Source organism: Rhizobium sp. R693, assembly GCF_002211315.1.
Classification (GTDB): Bacteria; Pseudomonadota; Alphaproteobacteria; order Rhizobiales; family Rhizobiaceae; genus Rhizobium.
This window is the reverse complement of the sequence record NZ_LOKY01000023.1, coordinates 25,526-39,607: the sequence shown is the minus strand read 5'-3', so window position 1 is coordinate 39,607 and position 14,082 is coordinate 25,526. Positions and strand designations below refer to the sequence as shown.

The following is a 14,082-nucleotide window of genomic DNA, read 5'->3' as shown; positions in this document are numbered from 1 at the left end:
AAATAACGAAAAAGGAAAAGAAACAATGTCCTACGATGTGATCGTTATCGGAACCGGCCCCGGCGGCTATGTCGCTGCCATCAAGGCAGCGCAGCTCGGCCTCAAGGTCGCCGTCGTTGAAAAGCGTGCAACGTTTGGCGGCACCTGCCTGAACGTCGGCTGCATCCCGTCCAAGGCGCTGCTGCATGCCTCCGAAATGTTCCATCAGGCTGGCCATGGCATGGATGCGCTCGGCATCGAGGTCGCGGCTCCGAAGCTGAACCTTGAAAAGATGCTGGCGCACAAGGATGCGACGGTAAAGGCCAACGTCGATGGCGTTGCCTTCCTCTTCAAGAAGAACAAGATCGATGCCTTCCAGGGTACCGGCAAGATCGCATCGGCCGGCAAGGTTTCCGTGACCGGCGAAGACGGTAAGGTCCAGGAAATCGAAGGCAAGAACATTGTCATCGCGACCGGCTCCGACGTGGCCGGCATTCCTGGCGTCAAGGTCGATCTCGACGAGAAGGTGATCATTTCCTCGACGGGTGCGATCGCTCTCGAGAAGGTGCCGGAAACGATGATCGTCGTCGGTGGTGGTGTCATCGGCCTCGAGCTCGGCTCTGTCTGGTCGCGCCTCGGTGCCAAGGTCACCGTCGTCGAATATCTCGACACGATTCTCGGTGGCATGGATGGCGAAGTTTCCAAGCAATTCCAGCGCATGCTCGCCAAGCAGGGTGTCACCATCAACCTGAGCTCCAAGGTGACGGGCGTTGAGAAGGGCGGCAAAGGTGCCAAGGTTACCTTCGAGCCGGTCAAGGGTGGCGATGCACAGACGCTCGAAGCCGAAGTCGTTCTGATCGCGACCGGCCGCACGCCCTATACCGCCGGCCTCGGTCTGGAAGAAGCAGGCGTCAAGCTCGACAATCGTGGTCGCGTCGAGATCGACGGACACTTCCGCACCAACGTTCCTGGCATCTACGCGATCGGCGACGTGGTGAAGGGTCCGATGCTGGCTCACAAGGCTGAAGACGAAGGCGTCGCGCTTGCCGAAATCCTCGCCGGTCAGCATGGCCATGTGAACTACGACGTCATTCCGAGCGTCGTCTACACGCAGCCGGAAGTCGCCTCCGTCGGCAAGACGGAAGAAGAGCTGAAGGCTGCTGGCATCGCCTACAAGGTCGGCAAGTTCCCGTTCACGGCGAACGGCCGTGCGCGTGCGATGCTCGCGACTGATGGCTTTGTGAAGATCCTGTCCGATAAGGAAACGGATCGCGTCCTCGGCGGCCATATCGTCGGCTTCGGCGCAGGAGAGATGATCCACGAGATCGCGGTTCTGATGGAATTCGGTGGTTCCGCGGAAGATCTCGGCCGCACGTGCCACGCGCACCCGACCATGTCGGAAGCGGTCAAGGAAGCGGCTCTCGCCGCCTTCTTCAAGCCGATCCATATGTAATATTAAATTTTGGCAATGCGGGGTGGGCTGCTTGCTTCACAGCAGGCGGTCCATTTACCTTAGAACGGTTCTAATTGCTGTTCTGAGGATAGATACATGCCTATCGACTCTCGTGATGCATATAGCCTTCCGCAGCGGCTGCTGCATTGGGTGATGGCGCTCATGATCTTTTTCAACCTGCTGTTCCCGGATGGTATGAACGCCTGGAACCGGACGGTCCGCCGGGGTGGTATCCCCTCGGCCGATCAGATTGCGTCTGCCAACGTGCATGCCTATGTCGGCATTGGCATTCTCGTTCTCGCAATCCTGCGTGTTTGCCTGCGCCTTATTCAGGGAGCGCCGGCTGAACCGGCAGCGGAACCGAAGATATTCCGGATTGGCGCCAAAGTCGCGCATATCGCGCTCTACCTGTTGATCTTCCTCCTGCCGCTGACCGGTATGGCGGCGTATTATCTGGGGGTCGATATTTCCGGCGAGCTTCATGGCGGTATCTTCAAGGCGGTGCTGTGGGCCGTAATCACCGCACATGTTGCTGGCGCGCTTGCCCATCAGTTCTACTGGAAGACCAATGTTCTCAGGCGAATGACGGTCGGGCGTTAGTTGACAGCCGTCAGCGTGAAGCCCTGCTTGCGCAGCAACTCGATGACGCCGCCTTCGCCGGGAAGATGGAGCGCGCCGACGGCCATGAAGACGTTGCCATTAGCAAGAATCGGGGCTGCTCGCTCGGCCATCACCTTGTTGCGGTCGAGAATGATGCGCTGTTCGAAGGCTGCATAGTCGCCGTCCTCATCCTCGCCATCGGGCGAAACGGTCTTCAGCATCGGAATGGTCATGCCGATATCGCCGGAGAGGTAGAGATCGGTCATGGTTTCCACCACGTCGTTCATCTTGGAACCCAAGGCCAGCGTCTCGATCAGTGACTTCATGTGGAATTCGGTCGGCAACTCGGCCATTGCCTGCAGCTGCTCAGCAAGTGTTTCCAGGCCTTTAACCTGCTTGCCCTCGGCAACCGCATCTGCAGCAATCTTCTGGTCAAGGAACTGTACGCCCTTGGCTTTGCGGGCCATTTCGCAGCTGGGAAGGGCAACGACACTCGAGATCATCCATGGCCGCATGCGCGAGACCGCGGCAAGCGGGATGCCACGTTGCTTCAGGCCGTCTTCCAGACGAACGTAGTCATCGTGAGACAGAAGCTTCTCAATCGTCGTCCCATCGGTGAACATCATCAGTTCAGGCTTCATCAGCAGAGCGGCGGAAGCCTTTTTCTCGTCGAGGATCTCGTCGGATTCGATGACGATAGCGTCGGCAGCGTCGTGGGCGGCCTGCGTGCGCGGCGGGAGCGTCAGCACCCGCGGATCGGTGACATGCATGCTGCCAAGCAGCCAGGACGGTTTCACGCCTGGCTTTTCGATCTTCCAGAAGATGCCCTTGCCGTTCGGCACGGCATCCGCTTCCTTGACCACCTCGGCATAGCGCGCGGGGTCGCTCTGCTTCAGATCGGTCAGGATATTGTGGCCGGTGCAGCTGGCGTCGTCTGCGGCGGCAGCCGGGGAGACGGAAAACAGGACGGCGATCAGCGTTGCCGCAAGCAGCATGTGAAATGCGGCGATCAGCCAGAGCAGGAGATTGCCCAGCGATGCGATGTGCAGGCTGCGGTGGCCGATGGAGATCGTCATGATGGTGTTCCGGTCACTGTGATCGCTAAGCTCTACGCTCAGCGTGCGGATATTCCTTTAAGAGAAGCCGTTAACAAAAGATTACGCCCGAGGATGGGCACGGTCGTAAACTTCGAGCAGACGGGATGAATCCACACCCGTGTAGACCTGGGTGGTGGAAAGGCTGGCGTGGCCGAGCAGTTCCTGAATGCTGCGGAGATCGCCGCCGCCCGCGAGAAGATGGGTCGCGAAGGAGTGCCGTAGCGCGTGTGGCGTCGCTGTCTCGGGCAGCCCAAAGGCACTGCGCATCTTTTGCATGGTGCGCTGAATGATGGCGGCCTGCAGCTTTCCGCCGCGCGCTCCGCGGAAAAGAGGCTGCTCGCCGTCGAGATGGTACGGGCACAGCGATCGGTATTTCCCAACCGCTTCGGCGACGACGGTGAGCAGCGGCACGAGGCGGGTCTTGTTGCCTTTACCGGTGATGCGCAACGTGGCCGCGCCACGGTTGAAATCGTCGGGTGTCAGGTCGAGCGCTTCGGAGATGCGCAGACCGCAGCCGTAAAGAAGGGTGAAGACGGCGGCGTCGCGCGCTGCGATCCAGGGTTCCTCGTGCAGTTGCGCCTCATCACTGACGACTGTGATCGCCTGCCTGTCGGACAGGGGTTTCGGCAGCGACTTCGGCTGCTTCGGCGAGCGGATCGCGCCGGCGCCGGCGGCATTCACCAGCCCCTTCTTTTCGAGGTAACGCAGCAGCGATCGCAGCCCGGCAAGATTGCGGCCAAGCGAACGCGCGCCCGATCCCTCCTTGCGGCGTGCGGCGAGGAATGCGCGGAAATCGGCAGGCCGCAGCGCGTGGATATCTTTCAGCGTCGCGGGGCCTGCGAGATGACCGGTGAGGAAGGTCAGGAACTGGCGGGTGTCGCGCTCATAGGCGTCGAGCGTGTGCTCGGATAGACGCCTTTCGTTGGCAAGGTTACCGAGCCAAGCTGTTCGTTCCGCCATCAGTTGTGGGTCGGCGATGATCAGGAGTTCGTTCACGTCTCACGCCCTTGAATTTGCCAATTCGGCTGCCAATTCTGAAGGGACGATAGTTATGGAATTGCTAATACCGACCAAGTGGCTGTCACGTTTCCATCATAATAATCGACCTAACTGGTTTCCCAACGACTCAGGATCTTGCATGCCACGGCGCCACCCCACGACCGCTTTCGGACAATTCGCGGAAGCGATCGCCCTCGTCTCCCATGGCAAACCGGGACATATCGTTGATACGCTGATCGCCGAGCGCGGACAAAGGATCGTGAAGCATCCACTTTGGCCGGTCATGCGCCCCTTCCTCTACACTCTCTTGCGCTACAACAGGGCGGTCAGCTTCGCCAATGACGTTGCAAACATGCCGGGCTTCCAATGTTTCGAATACATGAGCAAGCTGTTGAAGCTCGATATCAATGTCAGGCATGGCGAACGCATTCCTGATGCCGGCGGCTTCATCCTGGTCAGCAACCATCCGACCGGCATCGCCGATGGTGTCGCTGTGTTCGATCTACTGAAACACAAGCGGCCCGACGTGATGGTGTTTGCGAACCGTGATGCTGTGCGTGTCAACCCGCGCTTTGCCGAGGTCATCATCCCGGTCGAGTGGCGTGAGGAGCACAAGAGCAAGCTGAAGACCCGCGAGACATTGCAGATCACCAATCACGCCGTCAGGGAAGGCAAGGCAACGGTGCTTTTTCCCTCGGGACGTATCGCCTATTGGGCAAACGGGCGCCTGAATGAGCGTCCGTGGAAAACCTCCGCCGTCGGCCTTGCGCGCAAGTACAATCTGCCGATCCTGCCGGTGCACATGACGGCGCGTAACTCTGGCCTGTTCTACTGGTTCGCGAAGTGGTCGACCGAGCTTCGGGACATGACGGTGTTTCACGAGCTTCTGAACAAGCGGGGCGACCGTTTCGACTTCGTGGTTGGCAATCTGATTCCGGTGGAGCATCTCGACGGCGATATCAACGAGGTGACCAAGGCGTTGGAGGACCATACCGTGCATGTGCTCGACGCTGACGGCGATGCGCAATTCGTGCCGTTGGTCCCGCCGGCAGAGGCGGAACCGGCGAGCGCCCGTTCAATTCCCTGATCGGATCGGCTAAGGCAAGGCATGCTGCTCCGCTCGATGTTTGCCCAGAATTACCGGTCCCTGCGCTCGGTCCGCCTGGATCTTTCGAATTGGTGTTGATGACCTTACAGGTTTTCTTTTTGCGCCGATCCGGGCATGGTCTCGCCCGATGAGCACAGATTCGTCCGATCTCTTTGGAGCGCTGTTTGAGACGCCGCCGGCAAACCGCACGGTTCCGGTGCTCGTTCCCATGCCTGCGCCGAAGCCATACTCCTATGCCGTGCCGGAGGGTATGGCGGCCGAGCCGGGATCGGTCGTACAGGTGCCGCTTGGCCCAAGGCAGGTGATCGGCGTCGTCTGGGACGGCGGCGAGGATGGGGTCGATCCCAAGAAGTTGAGGCCGATCAGCCATGTCTTCGATTGCCCGCCTCTGACCAAGGAGATGCGCGACTTCATCGATTGGGTTGCGAGCTATACGCTGTCGCCGCCTGGGCTCGTGGCGCGAATGGCGTTGCGCGCGCCAAATGCCTTCGAGCCGGAGCCGATGGTGGAGGGACTGCGATTCGTCGGCGGCGCACCGGAGCGGATGACGCCAGCGCGCGCCCGTGTGCTCGATATTGCCGGCGATGGCCTATCCTGGACGCGAAGCGGGCTTGCCCATGCCGCCGGTGTGTCGACCAGCGTCGTCGACGGCCTGGTCGGCCAGGGGGTTTTCGAGACGGTGTTCCTGCCGCCGCCGCCAGTGGTGGCAAAGCCCGATCCCGATTTCGTGACCTCGCGCCTTGAAGGCCCGCAAAGGGAGGCGGCGGACGAGATTCTTGCCGAAGTTCGAAAGGGTGAATTCGCCGTTTCGCTGATCGACGGCGTGACCGGCTCGGGCAAGACGGAGGTATATTTCGAGGCCATTGCGGAAACACTGAAGCGTGGCAAGCAGGTGCTGATCCTGTTGCCGGAGATCGCGCTGACAGCGAGCTTTCTGGAGCGTTTTCAGGATCGCTTCGGCGCCAAGCCCGCCGAATGGCATTCCGATCTGGCGCCACGCACCCGCGAGAAAGTCTGGCGCCAGGCCGTCACGGGCGAGGTTCGTGTCGTGGCCGGCGCGCGCTCGGCGCTGTTCCTGCCGTTCGAGGATCTTGGTCTGATCATCGTCGATGAAGAGCATGATCCGGCTTACAAGCAGGAAGACCGTGTCTATTACAATGCGCGCGACATGGCAGTTGTGCGCGCCCGCATTGGCGATTTCCCCGTGGTTCTGGTTTCCGCCACGCCCTCGGTCGAGAGCCAGGTCAACGGCCAGAGCGGCCGCTACAACATCGTTCATATGCCGACCCGCTTCGGTGACGCGGCGTTGCCGGATCTGCATCTCATCGACATGCGCCGCCACGCGCCCGAGCGCGGCGGTTTCCTCTCGCCCGTTCTCATCCGTGCGATCGGCAAGACGGTCGAGAAGCAGCAGCAGGCGCTTCTCTTCCTCAATCGGCGCGGCTATGCGCCGCTGACACTTTGCCGGGTTTGCGGTCACCGCTTTCAGTGCCCACAGTGCTCCAGCTGGCTCGTCGAGCATCGCTTCAAGAAACAGTTGCAGTGCCATCAGTGCGGCCATGCCGAGCGCACGCCGGAAGCCTGCCCCGAATGCGGAACCCTCGATCACCTTGTTGCCTGTGGCCCCGGCGTCGAGCGTATCGCTGAAGAGGTGGAGCGTCACTTTCCCGAGGCACGGACGATCGTGCTCTCGTCCGACATGATGGGCGGCGTCAAGCGGTTGCGCCTCGAGCTCGAGGCCATCGCCAAGGGCGAAGCCGATATCGTTATCGGCACACAGCTCGTCGCCAAGGGGCATAACTTCCCGCTGATGACGCTGGTCGGCATCGTCGATGCTGATCTCGGCTTAGCCAACGGTGACCCGCGCGCTGCCGAACGCACGTTCCAGCTCCTGTCGCAGGTGACGGGCCGCGCTGGCCGTACCGGCTTGAAGAGCCACGGCCTCCTTCAGACATACCAACCGCAACATCCCGTCATGCAGGCGATCGTGTCGGGTGATGCGAGCGCCTTCTACGAGCGCGAGATCGCCGAGCGGGAGCGTGCCATCCTGCCGCCGTTCGGACGGCTGGCGTCGGTCATCGTCTCGGCGGACACGCGCCACGACGCGGAAAACCATGCTCGTGGAATCAGGAACGCCGCGCCCAACGTTTCCGGCATCTCCGTGCTGGGTCCTGCGGAAGCGCCGCTTGCGCTGGTGCGAGGTCGCTATCGCTTCCGCCTCCTCGTGCATGGACGGCGAAACTCCGACATGCAGGCGTTCCTCAGGGCGATGCTTGCGCAGGCGCCCAAGGAGCGCGGCTCGGTACATGTGCAGCTCGACGTGGACCCGCAAAGCTTCCTGTAGATCGTTTCCTGGTGGGCTTTTGCGTCGCACCACAATCATGCCATAAGGACGGCGAAGCAGGGGATTCGGGGCGGTCGAATGGACTTTTATTTTCCAACGGAACTGGGTGAACAGCTCGCCTTCGCGGCAGCCGCTTTCACGGCACTGGCGGGCTTTGTCATCATGTTCGCGCCGGGCTATGCGATGCGGTTGTTTGGCTCGATGCCGCGTGAGGGCCGGCGCGACGGCTATGCCGAGCAGCGCTCCGTCGGTGGCTTCTATCTCGGCTTCGGTCTCTCGGCCATCATGTTGGCACAGAACTGGATCTACATGGCGCTCGGCGCCTCGTTCGCCATGGCTGCATTTGCGCGCATCATCTCGCTCCTGTCAGATAAGGGGAGCACTATTCTCAACTACTTACTTCTGGTTGCGCAGATCGTTCTGGCGGCGCTTCCGCTCGCCTATGTTTTCGGTTTCTTTTCCGCTTGAGTTGAGCTGATATCACTCGGTTCAGGCTCTTTGTTTCTGGGCTTTGAGCATTTTTGCGTTAGAAATCGATGCGAAAGCCGTATTCGGGCGTTACGCGTGTTGCGAGTCCGAACATCCTATGTTAGACGGACCCCGAATTTCGGAAGAAGCAAGAGGCTTCTCTTGCGATTTCTGGGGGAAATCATAACGAATTCAAGATCCTAGGTCAGGCGCCCGCCGGGGACCGGATTCTTGAGTTGAAATCAGGGAAATTTGGGCCAGTGGCAGACACATCCCAGCTTACTTCTGGTGTTGCAGAGCGCTATGCCTCGTCGCTGTTCGAGCTTGCGCTCGAGCAGGGCGCCGTTGAAAGCGTCACCAAGGACCTCGATCGGTTCCAGGCGATGCTCGACGAGAGCGACGACCTGAAGCGTTTCGTTTCGAGCCCTGTTTTTTCGGCCGACGACCAGCTCAAGGCGATTGTCGCCATTAGCGAGAAGGCTGGAATCAGCGGCTTCTTCGCAAATTTCCTGAAGGTCGTGGCGCGCAACCGTCGCCTCTTTGCCCTCCCGGGCATGATCAAGGCCTTCCGCATCATTGCCGCAAACCAGCGTGGCGAAATTACCGCCGAGGTCACCTCGGCCCATGCGCTGACTGCGGCGCAGGAAACCGAATTGAAGGCGGCGCTCAAGGGCGTCACCGGCAAAGACGTGGCGATTGCCGTCACGGTTGATCCGTCAATTCTTGGTGGTCTGATCGTGAAGGTCGGGTCCCGTCAGATTGATACGTCTCTTCGTACGAAACTCTCTACCCTTAAGCTTGCATTGAAAGAGGTCGGCTGATGGATATCCGCGCGGCGGAAATTTCCGCAATTCTCAAAGACCAGATCAAAAACTTCGGCAAAGAGGCAGAAGTCTCGGAAGTCGGTCAGGTTCTCTCCGTCGGTGACGGTATCGCTCGCGTTTACGGTCTGGACAATGTTCAGGCAGGTGAAATGGTCGAGTTCCCCGGTGGCATCCGCGGTATGGCGTTGAACCTGGAATCGGACAACGTCGGTGTTGTTATTTTCGGTTCGGACCGCGACATCAAGGAAGGCGACACCGTCAAGCGGACCGGCGCCATCGTTGACGTTCCGGTCGGTCCGGAGCTGCTTGGCCGCGTTGTTGACGCTCTCGGAAATCCGATCGACGGCAAGGGCCCGATCAACTCGACCCGCCGCGCGCGCGTCGACGTGAAGGCTCCGGGCATCATTCCGCGCAAGTCGGTTCATGAGCCGATGTCGACCGGCCTCAAGGCTATCGACGCGCTCATCCCGGTCGGTCGTGGCCAGCGCGAGCTCGTCATCGGTGACCGCCAGACCGGCAAGACCGCGATCATTCTCGACACGATCCTGAACCAGAAGGCTATCCACGACAACGGCCCGGACGGCGACAAGCTGTACTGCGTCTATGTCGCTATCGGCCAGAAGCGTTCGACCGTTGCTCAGTTCGTCAAGGTTCTCGAAGAACGCGGCGCAATGAAGTACTCGATCGTTGTTGCCGCAACGGCTTCCGATCCTGCTCCGATGCAGTACCTGGCACCGTTCGCCGGCTGCACGATGGGCGAATACTTCCGTGACAACGGTCAGCACGCGCTGATCGGTTACGACGACCTGTCCAAGCAGGCGGTTGCCTACCGTCAGATGTCGCTGCTGCTGCGCCGCCCGCCGGGCCGCGAAGCTTATCCGGGCGACGTTTTCTATCTGCATTCGCGTCTCCTCGAGCGCGCTGCAAAGCTCTCCGATGAAAAGGGCGCTGGCTCTCTGACGGCGCTGCCGGTCATCGAAACCCAGGGCAACGACGTTTCGGCCTTCATTCCGACTAACGTGATCTCGATCACCGACGGCCAGATCTTCCTCGAAACCGACCTGTTCTATCAGGGTATCCGTCCGGCCGTAAACGTCGGTCTGTCGGTTTCGCGCGTCGGCTCCGCCGCGCAGGTCAAGGCGATGAAGCAGGTTGCCGGCTCGATCAAGGGTGAGCTCGCCCAGTATCGCGAAATGGCCGCCTTCGCTCAGTTCGGCTCGGACCTCGATGCCTCGACGCAGCGCCTCTTGAACCGCGGTGCACGCCTGACCGAACTCCTGAAGCAGCCGCAATTCTCGCCGCTGAAGACGGAAGAACAGGTTGCGGTGATCTTCGCTGGCGTCAACGGCTACCTGGACAAGATTCCGGTCGCACAGGTCGGCAAGTTCGAACAGGGCCTTTTGTCGTACCTTCGCTCGGAAGGCTCGGCCATCCTCGACACGATCCGCACGGACAAGGCAATCAGCGATGATACGAAGGGCAAGCTCACGGCTGCCATCGATGGCTTCGCGAAGTCCTTCGCCTAATCGGACCTAAAGGACGGATAACGGATGCCTTCACTTAAGGATCTGAAAAACCGGATCGCCTCCGTCAAGGCGACGCAGAAGATCACCAAGGCGATGAAAATGGTCGCCGCGGCGAAGCTTCGGCGTGCCCAGGAGGCGGCCGAGGCCGCGCGTCCGTACTCGCAGCGCATGGGTGCCGTTCTGGCAAACATCGCCGGTGCGATGACGGAGGCTGACGGTGCGCCGGCGCTGATGACCGGCAACGGCAAGGACCAGGTTCACTTGCTGGTCGTCTGCACCGCCGAACGCGGTCTGTGCGGCGGCTTTAACTCGCAGATTTCGCGTTTTGCGCGCGATCACGCTCGCAGGCTTCTCGCTGAAGGCAAGACCGTCAAGATCTTTACGGTCGGCAAGAAGGGCTACGACGTTCTGCGCCGCGAATTCGCTTCGCTCATCGTCGAGCGCAAGGAATTGCGTGATGTGAAGAAGGTCGGGTTCGAAAATGCTGACCAGATCGGCAAGCGCATCATCGACATGTTCGAAGCCGACGAGTTCGACGTCTGCACGTTGTTCTATTCAGAATTCAAGTCGGTCATTTCGCAGGTTCCGACGGCTCAGCAGCTCATCCCGGCATCGGCCCCAACGGCTGTTGTCGAGGACGCGGCACACGCCGGCGCAGTCTACGAATACGAGCCGGATCCGGCATCGATCCTCGAGGATCTGATCCCGCGCAACATCTCCGTTCAGATCTTCCGCGCGCTCCTTGAGAACGTTGCCGGTGAGATGGGCGCCAAGATGAGCGCGATGGACAATGCAACGCGCAACGCTGGTGAAATGATCAACAAGCTGACGCTCAACTATAACCGTCAGCGTCAGGCTCAAATCACCAAGGAACTCATTGAAATCATTTCGGGCGCGGAAGCGCTCTGAGGTTAGGGAAAAGAGGGTAAGATAATGGCTAAGGCAGCTACCCCCAAGACTGCGGCAGGCTCTGCCGGCAAGGTCACGCAGGTTATCGGCGCCGTCGTGGACGTTGCTTTCGAAGGCGAACTGCCGGCGATTTTGAATGCGCTTGAGACGAGCAACGGCGGCAACCGACTGGTGCTCGAAGTTGCGCAGCACCTCGGCGAGAACGAAGTTCGCACGATCGCCATGGACTCGACCGAAGGTCTGGTTCGCGGTCAGGCGGTTTCCGACACCGGCGCTCCGATTGCCGTTCCGGTTGGTCCGGAAACGCTCGGCCGTATCATGAACGTCATCGGCGAGCCGGTCGACGAAGCTGGTCCGCTGGTTACCGCCTCCAAGCGCGCCATCCACCAGGACGCGCCGGCCTATGTCGATCAGTCCACGGAAGCACAGATCCTCGTTACCGGCATCAAGGTCGTCGACCTTCTCGCTCCTTACGCAAAGGGCGGCAAGATCGGCCTGTTCGGCGGCGCAGGCGTCGGCAAGACCGTTCTGATCATGGAACTGATCAACAACGTCGCCAAGGCGCACGGTGGTTACTCGGTCTTCGCCGGCGTGGGTGAGCGTACCCGCGAAGGCAACGACCTCTACCACGAAATGATCGAATCCGGCGTTAACAAGCATGGCGGCGGCGAAGGCTCCAAGGCTGCTCTGGTTTACGGCCAGATGAACGAACCGCCGGGCGCACGTGCACGTGTTGCTCTGACCGGTCTGACGGTTGCTGAAAACTTCCGTGACCAGGGCCAGGACGTTCTGTTCTTCGTCGACAACATTTTCCGCTTCACGCAGGCAGGTTCCGAAGTCTCGGCTCTGCTCGGTCGCATTCCTTCGGCCGTTGGTTATCAGCCGACGCTTGCCACGGACATGGGCCAGATGCAGGAACGCATCACGACGACGACGACCGGCTCGATCACCTCGGTTCAGGCCATTTACGTTCCGGCCGACGACTTGACCGACCCGGCTCCGGCAACCTCGTTCGCCCACCTGGACGCAACGACCGTTCTGTCGCGCTCGATCGCTGAAAAGGGTATCTACCCGGCCGTTGACCCGCTCGACTCCACGTCGCGCATGCTCGACCCGATCGTTGTCGGCGAAGAGCACTACGAAGTGGCTCGTAAGGTTCAGTCGACGCTGCAGCGTTACAAGGCTCTGCAGGACATCATCGCGATCCTGGGCATGGACGAACTGTCCGAAGAGGACAAGCTGGCCGTTGCCCGCGCACGTAAGATCGAGCGCTTCCTGTCGCAGCCGTTCTTCGTTGCTGAAGTCTTCACCGGTTCGCCGGGCAAGCTCGTCGCTCTCGAAGATACGATCAAGGGCTTCAAGGGTCTGGTCAACGGCGAATATGACCACCTGCCGGAAGCTGCCTTCTACATGGTCGGCTCGATCGACGAAGCTATCGAGAAGGCCAAGAAGCTGTCCGCAGCTGCCTGATGAGCGACGCTCTTAACGAGATCTTCTGCTGCGACAGCCTTCGGGAAGTCGCAGCAGAGCTTCCCGCACCGGCCGCTCCGACGATCTACAGATCGGACGATGGCAAGGTGATGATGGTGGTGGGACTGATCCAGACCGAGGAAGGTCTTGGATATCTCGATCAAGCGATAGCGCACTGCCCGTTCTGCGGGACCAAATTGCAAGATACAGAAGCCGCCGAGAAGGTAAGTCACTGATGGCTGACAATTTCAATTTTGAACTCGTGTCTCCCGAGCGCCTGCTCCTTTCGGAGATGGTGACCGAAGTTGTCATTCCGGCAACCGACGGCGAGATGACCGTTATGGCAAACCATGCCCCGACGATGACGACCATCAAGCCGGGCATCGTCAGCGTTCGTTCCGCCAACGGCTCGAAGCAGGACTACGTGGTTTTCGGCGGTTTCGCCGATATTCTGCCGACCGGCTGCACGCTGTTGGCTGAATCCGCGGTCATTGTTCAGGATCTCTCGAAGGATGAATTGACGCTTCGCATCGAAGCGGCGAAGAGAGAAATCGAGGATGCTGTGCATCACGAGCACAAGTCGCGTCTGGAACACTACATCATGGAACTGACGCACCTGCAGGGTGTGATCGATCAGGATTGATCCGCACGAACTCCAGCATCGAAGCGGCCTTCGGGCCCCTTCGGGCCGCTTTTTTGTTTTCTAGTGGTTGCCGGCGTCGTGGACGGTTCGCAGCTTCCCGCAAGCGAAGCGCTCGTTTATAACACCTCAAGTATACTTGAGGTCGAGCTATGGAAGAAAACTCCAACAATCCGTTCAGGAAGCTGCTGACGGTTGGCGAAGTCGCCGAACGGAGCGGTCTTGCCGTCTCTGCCTTGCACTTCTACGAAGCCAAGGGCCTCATCTCCAGTATTCGCTCGCGTGGAAACCAACGCCGCTTCGGTCGCGATGTGCTCCGCCGTCTCGGCATCATCAAGGTGGCGCAGCGTGTGGGCGTTCCCTTGGCGGAGATTCAGGCTGCTTTCGATACTCTGCCGCAGGGCCGCACGCCGACCGCTACGGACTGGCAGCGCTTGTCTGCCCTCTGGAAGGAGGATCTCGACACACGTATCGGTCGCCTCATTGCCCTGCGGGACCGGTTGACGGATTGCATTGGCTGTGGTTGCCTCTCGGTTGAAAGCTGCCCGCTGCGCAATCCCTATGACCGGCTGGCAAAAGATGGGCCGGGTCCGCGTCTGCTGGAAGCCGACGACTAGGCAACGTTTCCCGCTGCATCATAACAAGCAGAGCCGCAAACGGCTCGA

The 14,082-nt window shown here is 60.2% G+C and carries 14 protein-coding genes; 12 read left to right on the top strand and 2 right to left on the bottom strand.

Annotation, left to right across the window (positions count from 1 at the left end):
* The first annotated feature begins 25 nt into the window (after positions 1–25).
* Both lpdA and ATY79_RS17850 read left to right on the top strand, forming a co-directional pair.
* Positions 26–1,432 (top strand): dihydrolipoyl dehydrogenase, encoded by a 1,407-nt coding sequence (gene lpdA, locus ATY79_RS17855; RefSeq protein ID WP_088692937.1) that lies wholly within the window; start codon positions 26–28, stop codon positions 1,430–1,432.
* Positions 1,433–1,528: 96 nt separating this feature from the next.
* Positions 1,529–2,032: a cytochrome b/b6 domain-containing protein gene (locus ATY79_RS17850; RefSeq protein WP_088704534.1), complete on the top strand. Its 504-nt coding sequence runs from the start codon at positions 1,529–1,531 to the stop codon at positions 2,030–2,032.
* On the opposite strand, the gene ATY79_RS17845 is transcribed toward ATY79_RS17850, so the two are convergent.
* Positions 2,029–3,108: a TraB/GumN family protein gene (locus ATY79_RS17845; RefSeq protein ID WP_088704533.1), complete on the bottom strand. Its 1,080-nt coding sequence runs from the start codon at positions 3,106–3,108 to the stop codon at positions 2,029–2,031. The genes ATY79_RS17850 and ATY79_RS17845 overlap by 4 nt on opposite strands.
* 81 nt (positions 3,109–3,189) lie before the next feature.
* Entirely contained in the window at positions 3,190–4,125 is a 936-nt protein-coding gene (locus ATY79_RS17840; protein ID WP_088692934.1) for a tyrosine recombinase XerC, read from the bottom strand.
* Between the two features lie 142 nt (positions 4,126–4,267).
* Here ATY79_RS17840 and ATY79_RS17835 point away from each other — a divergent pair, with 142 nt between their 5' ends.
* The 10 genes from ATY79_RS17835 to soxR all read left to right on the top strand — a co-directional run bounded on the left by ATY79_RS17835 (position 4,268) and on the right by soxR (position 14,034).
* Positions 4,268–5,215 (top strand): 1-acyl-sn-glycerol-3-phosphate acyltransferase, encoded by a 948-nt coding sequence (locus tag ATY79_RS17835; protein ID WP_088704532.1) that lies wholly within the window; start codon positions 4,268–4,270, stop codon positions 5,213–5,215.
* Positions 5,216–5,363: 148 nt separating this feature from the next.
* Entirely contained in the window at positions 5,364–7,580 is a 2,217-nt protein-coding gene (locus ATY79_RS17830; RefSeq protein WP_088692932.1) for a primosomal protein N', read from the top strand.
* Between the two features lie 78 nt (positions 7,581–7,658).
* A complete protein-coding gene (locus ATY79_RS17825) occupies positions 7,659–8,048 on the top strand; it encodes a DUF4345 domain-containing protein (RefSeq protein ID WP_088692931.1) in 390 nt (129 codons plus the stop codon).
* A gap of 260 nt (positions 8,049–8,308) precedes the next feature.
* Complete coding sequence (locus ATY79_RS17820) at positions 8,309–8,869, top strand: F0F1 ATP synthase subunit delta (protein WP_088692930.1); 561 nt, start codon at positions 8,309–8,311, stop codon at positions 8,867–8,869.
* Positions 8,869–10,398, top strand: a complete 1,530-nt coding sequence (gene atpA / locus ATY79_RS17815) for a F0F1 ATP synthase subunit alpha (RefSeq protein ID WP_088692929.1) — start codon at positions 8,869–8,871, stop codon at positions 10,396–10,398. Before ATY79_RS17820 ends, atpA begins: the two co-directional genes overlap by 1 nt.
* A gap of 24 nt (positions 10,399–10,422) precedes the next feature.
* The gene (locus ATY79_RS17810; RefSeq protein WP_088692928.1) at positions 10,423–11,307 is read left to right on the top strand and encodes a F0F1 ATP synthase subunit gamma; all 885 of its coding nucleotides are present in this window, start codon (positions 10,423–10,425) and stop codon (positions 11,305–11,307) included.
* Between the two features lie 24 nt (positions 11,308–11,331).
* On the top strand, positions 11,332–12,777 hold the full coding sequence (gene atpD / locus ATY79_RS17805) for a F0F1 ATP synthase subunit beta (protein ID WP_018855732.1): 1,446 nt from the start codon (positions 11,332–11,334) through the stop codon (positions 12,775–12,777).
* Positions 12,777–13,013, top strand: coding sequence for a hypothetical protein (locus ATY79_RS17800; protein ID WP_088692927.1), 237 nt, complete (start codon positions 12,777–12,779; stop codon positions 13,011–13,013). Before atpD ends, ATY79_RS17800 begins: the two co-directional genes overlap by 1 nt.
* Positions 13,013–13,420, top strand: a complete 408-nt coding sequence (locus ATY79_RS17795; RefSeq protein WP_088692926.1) for a F0F1 ATP synthase subunit epsilon — start codon at positions 13,013–13,015, stop codon at positions 13,418–13,420. Before ATY79_RS17800 ends, ATY79_RS17795 begins: the two co-directional genes overlap by 1 nt.
* A gap of 149 nt (positions 13,421–13,569) precedes the next feature.
* Positions 13,570–14,034, top strand: coding sequence for a redox-sensitive transcriptional activator SoxR (gene soxR / locus ATY79_RS17790; RefSeq protein WP_088692925.1), 465 nt, complete (start codon positions 13,570–13,572; stop codon positions 14,032–14,034).
* Positions 14,035–14,082 lie beyond the last annotated feature (48 nt).

Bases quoted from the DNA above. Each gene is read 5' to 3' on its own strand.
- lpdA (WP_088692937.1), top strand. From the start codon at position 26: ATGTCCTACGATGTGATCGTTATCGGAACCGGCCCCGGCGGCTATGTC.
- ATY79_RS17850 (WP_088704534.1), top strand. From the start codon at position 1,529: ATGCCTATCGACTCTCGTGATGCATATAGCCTTCCGCAGCGGCTGCTG.
- ATY79_RS17845 (WP_088704533.1), bottom strand. From the start codon at position 3,108: ATGACGATCTCCATCGGCCACCGCAGCCTGCACATCGCATCGCTGGGC.
- ATY79_RS17835 (WP_088704532.1), top strand. From the start codon at position 4,268: ATGCCACGGCGCCACCCCACGACCGCTTTCGGACAATTCGCGGAAGCG.
- ATY79_RS17830 (WP_088692932.1), top strand. From the start codon at position 5,364: ATGAGCACAGATTCGTCCGATCTCTTTGGAGCGCTGTTTGAGACGCCG.
- ATY79_RS17825 (WP_088692931.1), top strand. From the start codon at position 7,659: ATGGACTTTTATTTTCCAACGGAACTGGGTGAACAGCTCGCCTTCGCG.
- atpA (WP_088692929.1), top strand. From the start codon at position 8,869: ATGGATATCCGCGCGGCGGAAATTTCCGCAATTCTCAAAGACCAGATC.
- ATY79_RS17810 (WP_088692928.1), top strand. From the start codon at position 10,423: ATGCCTTCACTTAAGGATCTGAAAAACCGGATCGCCTCCGTCAAGGCG.
- atpD (WP_018855732.1), top strand. From the start codon at position 11,332: ATGGCTAAGGCAGCTACCCCCAAGACTGCGGCAGGCTCTGCCGGCAAG.
- ATY79_RS17800 (WP_088692927.1), top strand. From the start codon at position 12,777: ATGAGCGACGCTCTTAACGAGATCTTCTGCTGCGACAGCCTTCGGGAA.
- ATY79_RS17795 (WP_088692926.1), top strand. From the start codon at position 13,013: ATGGCTGACAATTTCAATTTTGAACTCGTGTCTCCCGAGCGCCTGCTC.
- soxR (WP_088692925.1), top strand. From the start codon at position 13,570: ATGGAAGAAAACTCCAACAATCCGTTCAGGAAGCTGCTGACGGTTGGC.